A 15408-nucleotide genomic window follows, 5' to 3' on the forward strand; every position below is an offset into this window, starting at 1 on the left:
TTCGTGCCCCGCTCTGAAAAAAGGATCAGGGCTACGATAGTCTGAACAAAAAGTTTAGGTAACTAGCAAAACAGCTAGGTTTTTCCGGTAGTCAGCCTTCCAGCAAGCGGTAATGGGTAGCCCGCACCACTGCCTGTACGCGGTTCTTGGCCCCCAGTTTGTGCATGGCCGAGGCCAGGTGCAGGGTGACCACCGCCAGCGAACGACTCAATTGCGTGGCGATTTCGGCAGCGGTCAGGCCGTCGGCGGCCCATTTCAGGCATTCGCGTTCGCGTTTGGTCAGGTGGATATGCGGATAGGCCCGCAGTTCCTTGCTGAACAGCGGGTAGGCTGCTTCCTGCAGGGCATGGGTAATCAGGCTGAAATCGGCCAACGTATGTTGTGCGTCCTTCAATACCGTGCGCGCCTTGCCGGTGCGCAACCCGGTCAGCGACGCGAAGCCGCCCCGGGGCAGGTGAATAGGGACGCTGACGCCACAGGTCAGCTCACGTTCGTGCAAGTAAGAGGACACGGGCGCGTGGCACGGGTCGATGATCTTCTGCAGGGCTGTCTCTGTCTTCGCTTCATAGGACCAGACAAACGGCGATACCGTGCTCAACGCCAGGTGCTGCACCGGATCGATCTGGTAGAACCCTTCGCTGCACCACAAGGCATGCCAGTCCGGCGGGGTGTTGCGCAACTGCAACACCGAGGGCGTGATCAGCGTGCCATTGAGGTCGATGGGCACCGGCGTGTAGTCATACACCAACGCATCGAAGCCCAGTTGTTGGGCCAGGATAAACGTATTGTCCATCTGTTCATCCAGGCTCCTGCCTGGCATGAGGCGATTATTGAAGGCGGTCAGCTTGGCCAGCATCCGTTCTGCTCCCGAATTCATTTGAATCTCGACTTGCGGCAAGTAGAATGCCACGCCCCGGCGAAGGACTGCCAGGCCAAACCTATAAGAAATACTAGGTTATGGACGCACGGCATCCTCGGTAGTGTTTACCTGATAAACGGCCGCTACCCGCCAGGCCGATACAACACAAGGAATGTATGCATGTGGCGTGAAATTGCCCCCGACCAGCAGTACAACGTGCAAGTCGACGGCCACAACCTCGTGGTCTACAGCTTCGGCGAAGGTGATGAGGTGCTGCTGTGTCTCAACGGCGGGCCGGGCCTGCCGTGTGACTATCTGCGCGACGCCCATGGCTGGCTCAAAGCGCATAACCTGCGAGTGGTTGCATTCGACCAGCTTGGCACGGGCGCATCAGCCAGACCGACCGATACCGCCCTGTGGGAAATTCGCCGTTATGTCGAAGAAGTCGAGACCGTGCGCCAAGCCCTGGATCTGGGCCGCGTGCATTTGCTCGGGCACTCCTGGGGCGGCTGGTTGGGTATCGAATATGCCATCCATTACCCCGATGCCCTGAAAAGCCTGATCCTGGAAAACACCGTCGGCGACATCCCGCATTTGTCCCGGGAACTCGAACGCTTGCGCGGGGCGCTGGGCAGCGAAACCGTGGCCATGATGCAACGCCACGAAGCCATGGGCACCCTCGACCACCCGCAATACCAGGCTGCCATCACCTTGCTCAACTATCGTCACGTGTGCCGCCTCGACCAATGGCCGGAGCCGCTCAAGCGCTCCCTGGACGACTGGAACATGGGCCCCTACGAAACCATGCAAGGCCCCAACGAGTTCCTTTATATCGGCAACCTCAAGGATTGGAACCGCCTCGAGGAAATGGCCGGGTTCACGATGCCGATCCTGATTACCACCGGCCAGCACGACGAACTCACCCCCGCCTGTGCCATGCGCATGAAGCTGGCGGCCCGGCATGCCCAATTGCATGTGTTCCCCAACAGCAGCCATATGCCATTTTACGAGGAGCCCCAGGCGTACTTCCCGGTGCTGCTGGACTTTCTCGCTCGCCACCGAGGTTGACGCATGAACTTGGCGCGTTACCGTTTTGTCCTGTCCCGGCCGCTGCAACTGCTGCCGGTGCTGTTTGGCATCAGCCTGATCACCTTTGTGCTGGTGCGCTCGATCCCCGGCGACCCGGCGCGAGCGCTGCTGGGCTCACGCAGCACGCCGGATGCCCTGCTGAAAATCCGCGCCCAGTTCGGCCTCGACCAGCCCTTGTGGCTGCAATATTTCTACTTTCTGAAAAACCTGCTCAAGGGCGATCTCGGTCAATCGCTGTTGTACAAGGTCGATGCCCTGAAACTGATCGTGACCCGTATCGAGCCGACGCTGATGCTGGTGCTGGGCAGCGTGGTCCTGGCGTTGTTGATCGCGGTGCCGTTGGCGACAGTGGCGGCACGCAACAAAGGCGGTTGGGCGGATAACCTGATCCGCGTTTTTACCACGGTCGGCCTGGGCATGCCGGCGTTCTGGCTGGGGTTGATGCTGATCCTGCTGTTCAGTGTGCAATGGGGTTTGTTCCCGGTGTCCGGCTACGGTCGCACCTGGCTGGACAAGGCGCACCATATGGTTTTGCCCTGCCTGACCATCGCCCTGGCACTGGCGGCGGTGCTGGTGCGCAACCTGCGCGCGAGCATGCTGATGGAGTTGCAGGCCGATCCTGTTACCGCCGCCCGAGCGCGGGGCCTGTCGGAGGCCGTGGTGTTTCGTCGACATGTGCTGCCCAACTCCCTGGTGCCGGCGGTCAACCTGCTGGCGGTCAACATTGGCTGGCTGATCAGCGGCACGGTGGTCATCGAAAGTCTGTTCGCTATCCCGGGCATCGGCCAGTTGCTGGTGCGCGGCATCTTCACCCGTGACTACATGGTGGTGCAGGGCGTGGCGATGGTGCTGGCGTGTGCCACGGTGGTGGTCAATTTCATTGCCGACGTGGTGACGGTGGCCCTCGACCCACGGGTGAAGATGCAATGAGCAGCCGCCCACTGATCGCCCCATGGCGCTTGCGCCTGCGCTTTGGCTTTCGCAACGGTCGACTGACCGCCGCGTGGGGCCTGTTGATCCTGTTGGCATGGCTGGCCCTGGCGCTGTTTGCGCCGTGGATCGCACCTTTCGATCCTATCGCGCAGAACACCGACATGAGTTTGCTGGCTCCCAGCCTGGCACATCCGTTTGGCACTGATAACTACGGCAGGGATATCCTTTCGAGGGTTATCTGGGGTGCGCGCATCGACCTGCAACTGGCGGTTGTCGGGGTGATCTTCCCGTTCATCATCGGCACCTTCATCGGTGCGGTGTCCGGTTATGTCGGCGGGCGTTTCGACAGCTTCTGCATGCGTGTGATCGATGTGGTCCTGGCGTTTCCGTTCCTGGTGCTGATGCTGGCGATCATGGCTATCCTCGGGCCGGGCTTGAAGAGTTTCTATATCGCCATGGCGCTGGTGGGTTGGGTGTCGTATGCGCGGCTGATCCGCTCGCAGATCCTGGTGCTCAAGGAAAGCGAGTTTGCCTTGGCCGCCAAGAGCCTGGGCTTTGGCCATGGGCGCATTCTGTTCCGGCATTTGCTGCCCAACGCGCTATTTGGCTCCATTGTGTTTTCCATGTCCGACGCAGTATTGGTGCTGCTCAACGGCGCCGCCGTGAGTTACCTGGGCCTGGGCGTGCAACCGCCTACCGCCGAGTGGGGGACGATGGTGGCCGAGGGGCAAGCCTTTATCACCACCGCCTGGTGGATCTGTACGTTCCCGGGCCTGGCCATCGTGACCCTGGCCATGGGTTTCAGCCTGTTGGCTGATGGCGTCGCCCAAGTGTTGGGGGATCGCTCATGAGCCTGCTGCAAGTGCGTGACCTCAGCGTGATCGCCAATAACGGCGGGCGCGATGTCACCCTGGTGGATCGCGTGTCCTTCGACCTGGCCGAAGGTGAAATCCTCGGCTTGGTGGGTGAGAGCGGGTCCGGCAAGACCATGGCCTGTCGTGGCCTGATACGCCTGCTGCCCTCTGCGAATCTACGCGTGCAAGGCACCGCCGTGAGCTTGGCCGGCCAGGACCTGTTGCAGCTCGACGATGCTGGCATGCGCGCTGTGCGAGGCGGGCAACTGGGTATGATCTTCCAGAACCCCGGCAGCCACCTGGACCCGCTGATGCGCATCGGCGAGCAGATCGCCGAAGGCATTCGCCTGCATCAAGGTGCATCGAAAAAAGACGCACGCTTGCAGGCCATTGAGGTGCTGCGCCAGGTTGGGATCCCTGACCCCAAGGCGCGGGTCGACAACTACCCCCATGAGTTTTCCGGTGGCATGCGCCAGCGCGCGATGATTGCTGTAGCCCTGGGCTGCAACCCCAAAGTGCTGATCGCCGATGAGCCGACCACGGCCCTGGATGTGACGGTGCAGGCGCAAATCCTGCGCCTGTTGCTCGACCTGCGTGACCAGCGTGGACTGTCGATCATCATGATCACCCATGACCTTGGCGTAGTGGCGCAGACGTGCGACGCCATCGCGGTAATGTACGCCGGGCGCCTGTGCGAGCATGGCAGCAAATACGAGCTGCTGGCGCACCCGCAACATCCGTATACCGCAGGCCTGATCGACTGCCAGCCGGCCCACAGCAGCGGCCATGCCTTGTTGCGCACTATCCCCGGCCAGCCGCCGTTGCTGGATGCATTGCCCGATGGTTGCCGCTTCCACCCGCGCTGCCCCCAGGCCGGTACCTTATGTGCCGAGGTGTTGCCCCAGGGCGCACGCGTGGCCTGTCACTATCCGTTGGGAGAGCGCCCATGAGCCTGTTGCAGATCAAGGACCTGGAGGTGCGCTTTGCCGCGTCCGGCACTGGCCTGTTCGGCCTCAACAAGCAGTGGGTGAGGGCGGTGAATGGCGTGTCGCTGAATCTGGCCGCCGGTGAAACCCTGGGTTTGGTGGGCGAATCTGGCAGTGGCAAGAGCACCCTGGGCCGGGCGATTCTGCACCTCAACCCGATCAGCGCCGGGCAGGTGTTGTTTGACGGTGTCGACATGGCCCATGGCAGCGCCATCGACATCGCTCGCCTGCGCCACGAAACCGCGATGATTTTCCAAGACCCCTACGCTGCGCTGAACCCACGCCAGAGCATCGGCGAGATCATTGCCGAGGTGCTACGCGTGCAGCGCAAGGTGGCGGTGGCGCAGATCCCGGCGCGGGTCAATGAGCTACTGGAACTGGTTGGCCTGCGCCCCGAGTTGGCCACGCGCAACCCAGGCTCACTCAGTGGCGGCCAGTGCCAGCGCGTCGGTATTGCCCGGGCGCTGGCGGTGGAGCCACGCCTGATCATTGCCGACGAATGTGTGGCGGCGCTGGATGTATCGATCCAGGGCCAGATCATCAACCTGCTGCTGGAACTGCAACAGCGCATGAACCTGGCGATCCTGTTTATCGCCCATGACCTGGCCATCGTGCGGCGCCTGTGCGACCGCGTGGCGGTGATGTACCTGGGCAAGATCGTCGAAGAAGGGCCGGTGGAAGCGGTGTTTACCGCGCCGCGTCATCCGTATACAGCGGCGTTGATCGAGGCGATTCCCGAGATCGATCCGCATCGGCCGTTGCCCGCGCAGCCGTTGCCCGGCGAGCCGCCGAGCCCGTTGGATTTGCCTGCAGGTTGCGCCTTTCATCCACGTTGCCGGCATGCCCGAGCGATGTGTTCGGTGGTGTTGCCGCCGACCCATTTCCTGCACGAGCATCGGTACAGTTGCGTGCTTGAAGAACCTTTGCTTTGACCCTCTGCCATTCATTAACAAGGAGTTGTGATATGCAATCGCGCCACTTGAAATTGCTCGCCGCCGCCACGCTGACCGCTTGGTCGCTGACCGCTGGCCTGGCCCAGGCCGCTGGTGTTCTCACCATCGGCTGCCGTGAAGACAGCACCACCTTTGACCCGATCAAAAGCGCGCAAAACCGCGACACCTGGGTGTTTGCCAACGTCTACGACACCCTGGTGCGCGTGGATAACCTGGGCACCAAGATGGAACCAGGCCTGGCCGAAAGCTGGGAGATTTCCAAGGACGGCCTGACCTACACCTTCAAACTGCGTGAGGCGAAGTTCTCCGACGGATCAAAGATCACCGCCGATGATGCCGCGTTCAGCCTGCTGCGCATCCGCGACAACAAGGCGTCGTTGTGGAGCGACCCGTTCAGCCTGATCAACACCGCCAAGGCCAGCGATCCGAAGACCCTGGTGGTGACCCTGAAAACCCCGGCGGTGGCTTTCCTCTCGCAATTGGCGTCGCCGACGGTGTCGATCCTGTCGGAAAAAGCCATGAACACCCTGGGCGAAGACGCCTACTCGGAAAACCCGGTGACTTCCGGTGCGTTTACCGTGGAAGAATGGCGTAAGGGCGACCGGGTCATCCTCAAGAAGAACCCGAACTTCTGGCAGGCCAGCAACGTCAGCCTCGACGGCGTGGAGTGGGTGTCGGTAACCGATGACAACACGCGCATGCGCATGGTGCAGAACAACGAACTCGACACGGCGATCTTCGTGCCGTTCTCGCGGGTTGAAGAGCTTAAGAAAGACAAAAATGTGGTGATCCACTCCGACCCGTCCACCCGTGAAGATCACCTGTTGATCAACCACGAGCACGGCCTGCTGGCCAAGCCGCAAGTGCGCGAGGCCCTGGACATGGCCATCGACAAGCAATCACTGGTGAAGGCCGCCACTTACGGTCAAGGCACCGTGGCCTATTCCTACATTCCAAAAGGCTCGCTGTACCACTATGCCAATAACCTGCAACGCCCCTATGACCCTACGGCGGCGAAAAAGCTGCTGGAAGAGGCCGGCGCCAAGGACTTGAAGCTCAACTACGTGGTCAATGCCGGCAATGAGGCCGACGAGCAGATTGCGGTGATCATCAAGGACCAGTTGGCCAAGGTCGGCGTCACCGCCAACCTGCAAAAGGTCGACCCGACCCAAAGCTGGCAGATGCTGGTGGACGGTGAGTACGATATTTCGGTGATGTACTGGACCAACGACATCCTCGACCCGGACCAGAAGACCACCTTCGTCCTGGGACACGACACTAACCAGAACTACATGACTCGCTACAAGAACGACAAGGTCAAGGCGTTGGTCGCGGCTGCACGGGTCGAGGCAGACCCGGCCAAGCGCGAGCAAATGTATGTGGAGTTGCAGAAACTGGCGAAACAGGATGTGAACTGGATTGACCTGTACTACAGCCCGTATATCAACATCTCACGCAAGAATGTGAGCAACTTCCTGCAGAACCCGTTGGGGCGTTTCACCCTTGAAGAGGTCGTGAAAAACTGAGTTCCAGAGAACACCCGATACAAATGTGGGAGGGGGCTTGCTCCCGATAGCTGAGTGTCAGTCAATGCATTTATTGGCTGGCCCACCGCTATCGGGAGCAAGCCCCCTCCCACATTTAATACTTATGTATGTCTATTATTGCGCGTCGAACGCCTGCCCATTGATGCCGGCACTGTCCGGCCCCATCAGGTACAGGTACACCGGCATGATCTCTTCCGGTGCCGGCCGCTCCATCGGATTTTCCCCTGGATACGCCTGGGCCCGCATGCTGGTGCGCGTGCCGCCGGGGTTGATGCTGTTCGAGCGTACTGCCGCCACATCCTCAAGCTCATCGGCCAGGGTCTGCATCAGCCCTTCGGTGGCGAATTTCGACACCCCATAGGCACCCCAATAGGCACGGCCCTTACGCCCGACGCTGCTGGAGGTGAACACCACCGACGCATCCTGGGACAGCTTGAGCAACGGCAGCAAGGTGGCGGTCAGCATGAACATCGCGTTGACGTTCACATGCATCACCCGCATGAAATTCTCGCCGGACAACTGCTCGATGGGCGTGCGCGGGCCAATGATCGAGGCATTGTGCAGCAGGCCGTCGAGGTGGCCGAATTCCTTTTCGATCATCGCCGCCAACTCATCGTACTGATGGGGCAGGGCGGTCTCCAGGTTGAACGGGATCACCACCGGTTGCGGGTGGCCGGCGGCTTCGATCTCGTCATACACCTGGGCCAGATTGGCTTCGGTCTTGCCCAGCAACAGCACGGTAGCGCCATGGGCGGCATAGGTCTTCGCCGCTGCCGCGCCAATCCCGCGACCGGCGCCGGTTACCAGGATGATCCGGCCTTTGAGCAGTTCTGGAGGTGCGGAGTAATCAAACATAAATAGCCTCGACAAAATTCACAGAAAATCCACGTGCCTTCTGTAGGAGCGAGCTTGCTCGCGAAAAACGTTAACGATAACGCGGGGGATCAGGATAAACGCGTCGTCCTCGGATTCTTCGCGAGCAAGCTCGCTCCTACAGGTGGGTGATAGCGCTTCAGCAACTGCACAGCGCGTTATCCAGCACCTTGCGCAGCTCCAGCGGGTGGTCCACCACCACATCCGCGCCCCAGTGACGTGGGTTGTCATCCGGGTGGATATAGCCGTAGGTCACCGCCGCCGTGCGGGTGCCGGCGCCGCGGCCGGACTCGATATCGCGCAGGTCATCACCGACGAACAGCACGCTGGCCGGGTCCAGGTCGAGCATCTTGCACGCCAGGATCATCGGCTCGGGGTCCGGCTTGCTGTTCTTCACGTGGTCCGGGCAGATCAGCACGGCCGAACGCTCGGCCAGGCCCAGTCGCTGCATGATCGGTTCGGCAAAGCGCACGGGCTTGTTGGTGACTACGCCCCAGATCAGCTTGGCTTTCTCGATGTCTTCCAGCAGCTCCGCCATGCCGTCGAACAGTTTGCTGTGAACTGCACAGTCCTTGAGGTAGCGCTCGAGGAATTCCAGGCGCAATGCTTCAAAGCCGGGTGATTCCGGGTCCATCGAGAAGGTCACCGCGACCATTGCCCGCGCTCCGCCGGAAATCTCATCGCGGATATGCTGCGGGCTGATCGGCTCCAGGCCCCGGTCGGCGCGCATGGCCTGGCAGATGGCGATAAAGTCCGGCGCGGTATCCAGCAGGGTACCGTCCATGTCGAAGAGAACCGCTCGCAACTTCACAGGCTTACTCCTCGCGCAGGGTCTGGATCATGTAGTTGACGTCAACGTCGCTGGCCAGCTTGTAGTGCTTGGTCAGCGGGTTGTAGGTCAGGCCGATGATGTCCTTGACCGTCAGCCCGGCCTGTCGGCTCCACGCGCCCAGCTCGGAAGGGCGGATGAATTTCTTGAAGTCATGGGTGCCACGCGGCAGCAGCTTCATGATGTATTCGGCGCCGATGATCGCGAACAGGTAAGCCTTGGGGTTGCGGTTGATGGTGGAGAAGAACACCTGGCCGCCGGGCTTGACCATGCGGAAACACGCACGGATCACCGAGGATGGGTCGGGTACGTGCTCCAGCATCTCCAGGCAGGTGACCACGTCGAACTGCTCGGGCATTTCCTCGGCCAGGGCTTCGGCGGTGATCTGGCGGTATTCCACGCTCACGCCGGATTCCAGCTGGTGCAACTGGGCCACGGCCAGGGGCGCTTCGCCCATGTCGATGCCCATCACCGTGGCGCCGCGCTGGGCCATGGCTTCGCTGAGGATGCCGCCGCCGCAACCGACGTCCAGCACTTTTTTGCCGGCCAGGTTGACGCGTTCGTCAATCCAGTTGACCCGCAGCGGGTTGATGTCGTGCAGGGGCTTGAACTCGCTTTCGCGGTCCCACCAGCGGTGGGCCAGGGCTTCGAACTTGGCGATTTCGGCGTGGTCGACGTTGCTCATGGTGAATCCTCTAGAATCTGATAAATCGCTATGTCGGTGCTGAACGCAGGGGCCAGCACCTTCGTTATTCGCTGTGCCCGCTGATGCGTTGGCCCCAGGCGATGGCCGTGGCGGTCAACTGTTGTTCATCCATGCGGGTCAATTGCCGATCGTCGAGCAATGGCTTGCCGGCGACCCAAAGGTGTTTCACGCAATCGCGCCCGGTGGCATATATAAGCTGTGAGACCGGATCGTAGATCGGTTGTTGCGCCAGCCCCGACAAATCAAAGGCGACCATATCTGCTGCCTTGCCCACTTCCAGCGAGCCAATCTGGCTTTCCAGACCCATGGCGCGCGCGCCGTTGAGGGTCGCCATACGCAGGGCGCGGTGCGCATCCAGGGCGGTGGCCGAACCGGCGACGGCCTTGGCCAGCATCGCGGCGGTGCGGGTTTCGCCCAGCAGGTCCAGGTCATTGTTGCTGGCGGCGCCGTCGGTGCCGACGGCCACATTGACCCCTGCCTGCCACAAGCGCTCCACCGGGCAAAAGCCGCTGGCGAGTTTCAGGTTCGATTCCGGGCAATGGATAACGCTGGTGTTGCTTTCTACCAGTAAAGCCAGGTCATCCTCGCTGATTTGGGTCATATGAACGGCCTGGAAGCGCGGCCCCAGCAAGCCGAGGCGACCCAGGCGCGCCAGTGGCCGCTCGCCGGTCTGCTCCACGGCTTGCTGCACTTCGAAGGCGGTTTCATGCACATGCATATGGATCGTGGCGTCCAGCTCCTCGGCGACCACGCGGATTTTCTCCAAATTGGCATCGCTCACGGTGTAGGGCGCGTGAGGGCCAAAGGCGATCTTGATGCGCGGGTGATGCTTGAGGTCGCCGAATAGCTCGATAGCCTGGCGAAGCGCCTCGTCGGCACTGCTGGCGCCGGGAATCGGGAAATCGAGGATCGGCATCGCGATCTGCGCGCGCATGCCGCTGTTGTGCACGCAGTCGCTGGCGACCTTGGGGTAGAAGTACATGTCGCAAAAGCAGGTGATGCCGCCCTTGAGCTGTTCAGCGATGGCCAGGTTGGTACCGTCGCGCACGAAGGCTTCATCGACCCACTTGGCTTCGGCGGGCCAGATGTGTTTTTCCAGCCAGGTCATCAGCGGCAGGTCGTCGGCCAGGCCACGGAACAGGCTCATGGCTGCATGGCCGTGGGCGTTGATCAGGCCGGGGCTGAGCAGCATGCCGGGCAGCTCCCGCACTTCCTTGGCCGCAAGCTTCAATGCCGCAGCCCGCGGGCCGATAAAGGCAATGCACCCGTCGCGGATGCCCAGGCCATGCTCCTTGAGCACTACGCCGGCAGGTTCGACGGGTACCAGCCAGGTCGGCAGCAGCAGCAAGTCGAGCGGGGCGGCAGAGGTGGTCATCGCAGGCTTCTTCCCAGGCAGCTATAAAAGAAGGGCGAAGTATACCCGAGCGTCCTGGCTGGCGGATCGCTATAATCCGCGGCTTTTGTTCATGAGTGCGGGGTAAGGGATGCGCGACCGACTGTTGGCTGCAGAGAACGTGAAGGCCATCGATTGGCGTGATGGCGCGCTGTATCTGCTCGATCAGCGTGTTTTGCCGTCCCGGGAAAGCTGGGTAGCCTGCCGTACCGTAGAGGCAGTGGCCGATGCCATCCGCTCGATGCTGGTACGGGGCGCGCCGGCCATTGGCATCTGCGCCGCGTATGGCTTGGTGCTGGCTGCCCGTGAGCGCATCGCTCAAGGCGGTGACTGGCAAGCTGCCTGGGAAGAAGACTACGCACTGTTAGCCGATACCCGACCTACTGCCTCGAACCTGTTCTGGGCCTTGCAGCGCATGCGCGACCGCCTGGACCGCCTCAAGAAGCACGCCGATCCGCTGGCGGTGCTGGAAGCCGAAGCCATTGCGATTCATGAAAGCGACCGGGAGGCCAATTTCGTTATGGCCCAGCTAGGCATGGAGCGGATTCGCAAGCACCAAGGCAACGCCCAGGCGATCCTGACTCATGGCAACACTGGCGCTTTGGCCACGGGCGGCGTCGGCACGGCCCTCGGGGTTATTCGCGCAGCGTTCCTTGAAGGGTTGGTCGAGCAAGTCTATGTCAACGAGACCCGGCCCTGGCTGCAAGGCTCGCGGCTGACTGCCTGGGAGCTGGCGGGCGACGGTATCCCGGTGACGGTGAATGCCGACTCGGCGGGGGCGCATATCCTCAAGACCAAGGGCGTGACCTGGGTGATTGTCGGCGCCGACTGCATTGCCGCCAATGGCGATGTGGTCAGCAAGATTGGCACTTATCAGTTGGCCGTCTGCGCCATGCACCACGGCGTGCGCTTCATGGTGGTGGCGCCAAGCTCGACCCTCGACCTGATGATGGCTACTGGCGATGACGTTGCGCTGGAGGCGCGTGATCCCGGCGAATTGCTGGAGGTAATGGGGCAGCGCTTGACGGTAGAGGCTATTAATCCGGTATTCGATGTCACCCCGGCTGACCTGATTGACGTGATCGTGACTGAGAAGGGCGTGGTCGAGCGGCCGGATACTGCCAAGTTGGCCAGGTTGATGTGCCGTAAGCGGCTGCATTGAGGCCTGTGGTGTCTGTGAAATAGCAATCGGGAGCAAGTCCCCTCCCACACTTGAATTGTGAACACCGTCAAATGTGGGAGGGGGCTTGCCCCCGATTGGCCCTTGAAGTCAATAAAGCATCCAGATCCAGCCTCAAAAAAAGCACCACCCCACCTCTGAGCCCCTCTCGTCGCCCTCAAGCCTGTCATCCGTCAAATTACTAGTCTCCATGCGCATCAGGGGGATAGGTGCGTGGCGGCGATTGTGATAACATCCGGCGGTTTCCAGGGCCACCCCGAGGGGTGGCCCATAACGTGCAGATCCGTGTCATAACTCGTTGATTTGTCGTAAGTCGTTGTCAGGCACCGTGCCGGCAGCGGCGAGCTTCGTTCGTCCCATATGGATGCGACGAAGTTTCACCCGAAAAAGGAATCAGGCTTCTCATGGGCGAACTGGCCAAAGAAATCCTCCCGGTCAATATCGAAGACGAGCTGAAACAGTCCTACCTCGACTACGCGATGAGCGTAATTGTCGGTCGGGCACTGCCTGATGCACGCGATGGCTTGAAGCCCGTGCACCGGCGTGTGCTGTTCGCGATGAGCGAGCTGGGTAACGACTGGAACAAGCCGTACAAGAAATCTGCCCGTGTTGTCGGTGACGTGATCGGTAAGTATCACCCTCACGGCGACACTGCGGTGTACGACACCATCGTTCGGATGGCCCAGCCGTTTTCCCTGCGCTACCTGCTGGTAGACGGCCAGGGCAACTTCGGTTCGGTCGACGGCGACAACGCCGCGGCCATGCGATACACCGAAGTGCGCATGACCAAGCTGGCGCACGAACTGCTGGCCGACCTGCATAAAGAAACCGTGGACTGGGTGCCGAACTACGACGGCACCGAAATGATCCCGGCTGTCATGCCCACCCGCATCCCCAACCTGCTGGTCAACGGTTCCAGCGGTATTGCCGTGGGCATGGCCACCAACATCCCGCCGCACAACCTCGGTGAAGTCATCGACGGTTGCCTGGCCCTTATCGACAACCCGGAGCTGACCGTCGATGAGCTGATGCAATACATCCCCGGCCCGGACTTCCCGACCGCCGCGATCATCAACGGTCGCGCCGGCATCATCGAAGCCTACCGCACCGGTCGCGGGCGCATTTACATGCGCGCCCGCTCGATGATCGAAGACATCGACAAGGTCGGTGGCCGCCAACAGATCGTCATCACCGAACTTCCGTACCAGCTGAACAAGGCGCGCCTGATCGAGAAGATCGCCGAGCTGGTTAAAGAGAAGAAGCTCGAAGGCATCACCGAGCTGCGCGACGAGTCCGACAAGGACGGCATGCGCGTAGTGATCGAGCTGCGTCGTGGCGAAGTGCCTGAGGTGATCCTCAACAACCTCTACGCCCAGACCCAGCTGCAAAGCGTGTTTGGTATCAACGTAGTTGCTCTGATCGACGGCCGCCCACGCATCCTGAACCTCAAGGACCTGCTGGAAGCCTTCGTACGTCACCGCCGCGAAGTGGTGACCCGCCGTACCGTATTCGAACTGCGCAAGGCTCGTGAACGAGGCCATATCCTGGAAGGCCAGGCCGTTGCGCTGTCGAACATCGATCCGGTCATCGCCTTGATCAAGGCCTCGCCAACCCCGTCGGAAGCCAAGGAAGCGCTGATCAGCACGCCTTGGGAATCCAGCGCCGTGGTGGCAATGGTTGAACGTGCCGGCGCCGACTCGTGCCGTCCGGAGACCCTGGACCCACAGTATGGCCTGCGCGAAGGCAAGTACTTCCTGTCGCCGGAACAGGCCCAGGCTATCCTGGAACTGCGCCTGCACCGCCTCACGGGCCTTGAGCACGAGAAGCTGCTGGCCGAGTACCAGGAGATCCTCAACCAGATCGGCGAGCTGATCCGCATCCTCAGCAGCGCCGTGCGCCTGATGGAAGTGATCCGCGAAGAGCTGGAAGTGATCCGCGCCGAATACGGCGACGTGCGCCGCACCGAAATCCTCGATGCGCGCCTCGACCTGACCCTGGGTGACATGATCCCGGAAGAAGAACGTGTGGTGACCATCTCCCACGGCGGCTATGCCAAGACCCAGCCGCTGGCTGCGTACCAGGCCCAGCGCCGTGGCGGTAAAGGCAAGTCGGCTACCGGCGTCAAGGATGAGGACTACATCGCTCACCTGCTGGTGGCCAACAGCCACACCACGCTGCTGCTGTTCTCCAGCAAGGGCAAGGTGTACTGGCTGAAAACCTACGAAATCCCGGAAGCTTCCCGCGCCGCCCGTGGTCGCCCACTGGTCAACCTGCTGCCGCTGGACAGTGATGAATACATCACCACCATGCTGCCGGTCGAGGAGTACACCGAAGGTCACTTCATCTTCATGGCCACCGCCAAGGGCACCGTGAAGAAGACCCCGCTGGAATCCTTCAGCCGTCAACGCAGCGTGGGCCTGATCGCCCTGGAGCTGGACGAAGGCGACGTACTGATTTCCGCCGCCATTACCGATGGCGAGCGCGAAGTCATGCTGTTCTCCGACGGCGGCAAGGTCACCCGCTTCAAGGAATCCGACGTGCGTGCCATGGGCCGTACCGCCCGCGGTGTGCGTGGCATGCGCCTGCCAGAAGGGCAGAAGCTGATTTCGATGCTGATCCCGGAAGAAGGCAGCCAGATCCTCACTGCTTCCGAGCGTGGTTATGGCAAGCGCACCGCCATCAGCGAGTTCCCGGAATACAAGCGTGGCGGCCAGGGCGTGATCGCCATGGTCAGCAACGACCGCAACGGCCGTCTGGTCGGCGCGGTGCAGGTGCTCGATGGCGAAGAGATCATGCTGATTTCCGACCAGGGCACCCTGGTGCGTACCCGCGTGGCTGAAGTCTCGAGCCTGGGCCGTAACACCCAGGGCGTGACGCTGATCAAGCTGGCCAAGGACGAAAAACTCGTCGGTCTTGAGCGTGTGCAGGAGCCTTCGGAAGTTGAAGGTGAAGAGCTGGAAGGCGAGGAATTCGACGACGAGGTAATCGCAGCTGGCGATGACAGCGTCGACGAGCCAACCCTCGATGCTGCCGCAGGCGAAGAAGAGCCGCAGGAATAAGCGGACACACAGGGGGCGGATGAAGATTCGCCCCCTTGTTGTTTGTCCGGATGGAAATATCGACAGCGATGAAAATCCAACTGTGGGAGGGGGCTTGCTCCCGATTGCGGAGTGTCAGCGGCATATCAGCTGACTGACCCACCGCTT

13 protein-coding genes are annotated in these 15408 nt (G+C 61.4%); 8 read left to right on the forward strand and 5 right to left on the reverse strand.

Annotation, left to right across the window (positions count from 1 at the left end):
* Positions 1-91: 91 nt before the first annotated feature.
* Complete coding sequence (locus KVH01_RS04210) at positions 92-856, reverse strand: LuxR family transcriptional regulator (protein ID WP_043047458.1); 765 nt, start codon at positions 854-856, stop codon at positions 92-94.
* Positions 857-1039: 183 nt separating this feature from the next.
* Between KVH01_RS04210 and KVH01_RS04215 the strand changes: the two genes are divergently transcribed.
* From KVH01_RS04215 to KVH01_RS04240, 6 genes are read left to right on the forward strand one after another with little or no spacing between them, the layout of a single operon-like run.
* The gene (locus tag KVH01_RS04215) at positions 1040-1927 is read left to right on the forward strand and encodes a proline iminopeptidase-family hydrolase (RefSeq protein ID WP_217880547.1); all 888 of its coding nucleotides are present in this window, start codon (positions 1040-1042) and stop codon (positions 1925-1927) included.
* A gap of 3 nt (positions 1928-1930) precedes the next feature.
* Positions 1931-2878: an ABC transporter permease gene (locus KVH01_RS04220; RefSeq protein WP_217880548.1), complete on the forward strand. Its 948-nt coding sequence runs from the start codon at positions 1931-1933 to the stop codon at positions 2876-2878.
* On the forward strand, positions 2875-3732 hold the full coding sequence (locus tag KVH01_RS04225; RefSeq protein WP_217880549.1) for an ABC transporter permease: 858 nt from the start codon (positions 2875-2877) through the stop codon (positions 3730-3732). Before KVH01_RS04220 ends, KVH01_RS04225 begins: the two co-directional genes overlap by 4 nt.
* Entirely contained in the window at positions 3729-4685 is a 957-nt protein-coding gene (locus tag KVH01_RS04230; RefSeq protein WP_217880550.1) for an ABC transporter ATP-binding protein, read from the forward strand. Before KVH01_RS04225 ends, KVH01_RS04230 begins: the two co-directional genes overlap by 4 nt.
* Positions 4682-5653 carry an ABC transporter ATP-binding protein gene (locus KVH01_RS04235; RefSeq protein ID WP_217880551.1) on the forward strand — a complete coding sequence of 324 codons (972 nt, stop codon included), beginning with the start codon at positions 4682-4684 and terminating at the stop codon, positions 5651-5653. The genes KVH01_RS04230 and KVH01_RS04235 overlap by 4 nt, the downstream gene beginning before the upstream one ends.
* A gap of 32 nt (positions 5654-5685) precedes the next feature.
* Entirely contained in the window at positions 5686-7200 is a 1515-nt protein-coding gene (locus tag KVH01_RS04240; protein ID WP_217880552.1) for an ABC transporter substrate-binding protein, read from the forward strand.
* A 135-nt stretch (positions 7201-7335) separates the two neighbouring features.
* On the opposite strand, the gene KVH01_RS04245 is transcribed toward KVH01_RS04240, so the two are convergent.
* The 4 genes from KVH01_RS04245 to KVH01_RS04260 form a co-directional block, all read right to left on the reverse strand.
* On the reverse strand, positions 7336-8076 hold the full coding sequence (locus KVH01_RS04245; RefSeq protein ID WP_043047451.1) for a YciK family oxidoreductase: 741 nt from the start codon (positions 8074-8076) through the stop codon (positions 7336-7338).
* 157 nt (positions 8077-8233) lie between these two features.
* The gene (gene mupP / locus KVH01_RS04250; protein WP_217880553.1) at positions 8234-8905 is read right to left on the reverse strand and encodes an N-acetylmuramic acid 6-phosphate phosphatase MupP; all 672 of its coding nucleotides are present in this window, start codon (positions 8903-8905) and stop codon (positions 8234-8236) included.
* Positions 8906-8909: 4 nt separating this feature from the next.
* Positions 8910-9608 carry a bifunctional 2-polyprenyl-6-hydroxyphenol methylase/3-demethylubiquinol 3-O-methyltransferase UbiG gene (ubiG, locus tag KVH01_RS04255; protein ID WP_003172645.1) on the reverse strand — a complete coding sequence of 233 codons (699 nt, stop codon included), beginning with the start codon at positions 9606-9608 and terminating at the stop codon, positions 8910-8912.
* 64 nt (positions 9609-9672) lie between these two features.
* Complete coding sequence (locus tag KVH01_RS04260) at positions 9673-11004, reverse strand: TRZ/ATZ family hydrolase (RefSeq protein ID WP_217880554.1); 1332 nt, start codon at positions 11002-11004, stop codon at positions 9673-9675.
* A gap of 109 nt (positions 11005-11113) precedes the next feature.
* On the opposite strand from KVH01_RS04260, the gene mtnA reads away from it, so the two are divergent.
* Both mtnA and gyrA read left to right on the forward strand, forming a co-directional pair.
* The gene (gene mtnA / locus KVH01_RS04265) at positions 11114-12184 is read left to right on the forward strand and encodes an S-methyl-5-thioribose-1-phosphate isomerase (RefSeq protein WP_217880555.1); all 1071 of its coding nucleotides are present in this window, start codon (positions 11114-11116) and stop codon (positions 12182-12184) included.
* 422 nt (positions 12185-12606) lie between these two features.
* A complete protein-coding gene (gene gyrA / locus KVH01_RS04270) occupies positions 12607-15261 on the forward strand; it encodes a DNA gyrase subunit A (protein WP_217880556.1) in 2655 nt (884 codons plus the stop codon).
* Positions 15262-15408: the final 147 nt, after the last annotated feature.

Origin of the sequence: Pseudomonas khavaziana (assembly GCF_019145205.1) — a bacterium.
GTDB classification, from domain to species: domain Bacteria; phylum Pseudomonadota; class Gammaproteobacteria; order Pseudomonadales; family Pseudomonadaceae; genus Aquipseudomonas; species Aquipseudomonas khavaziana.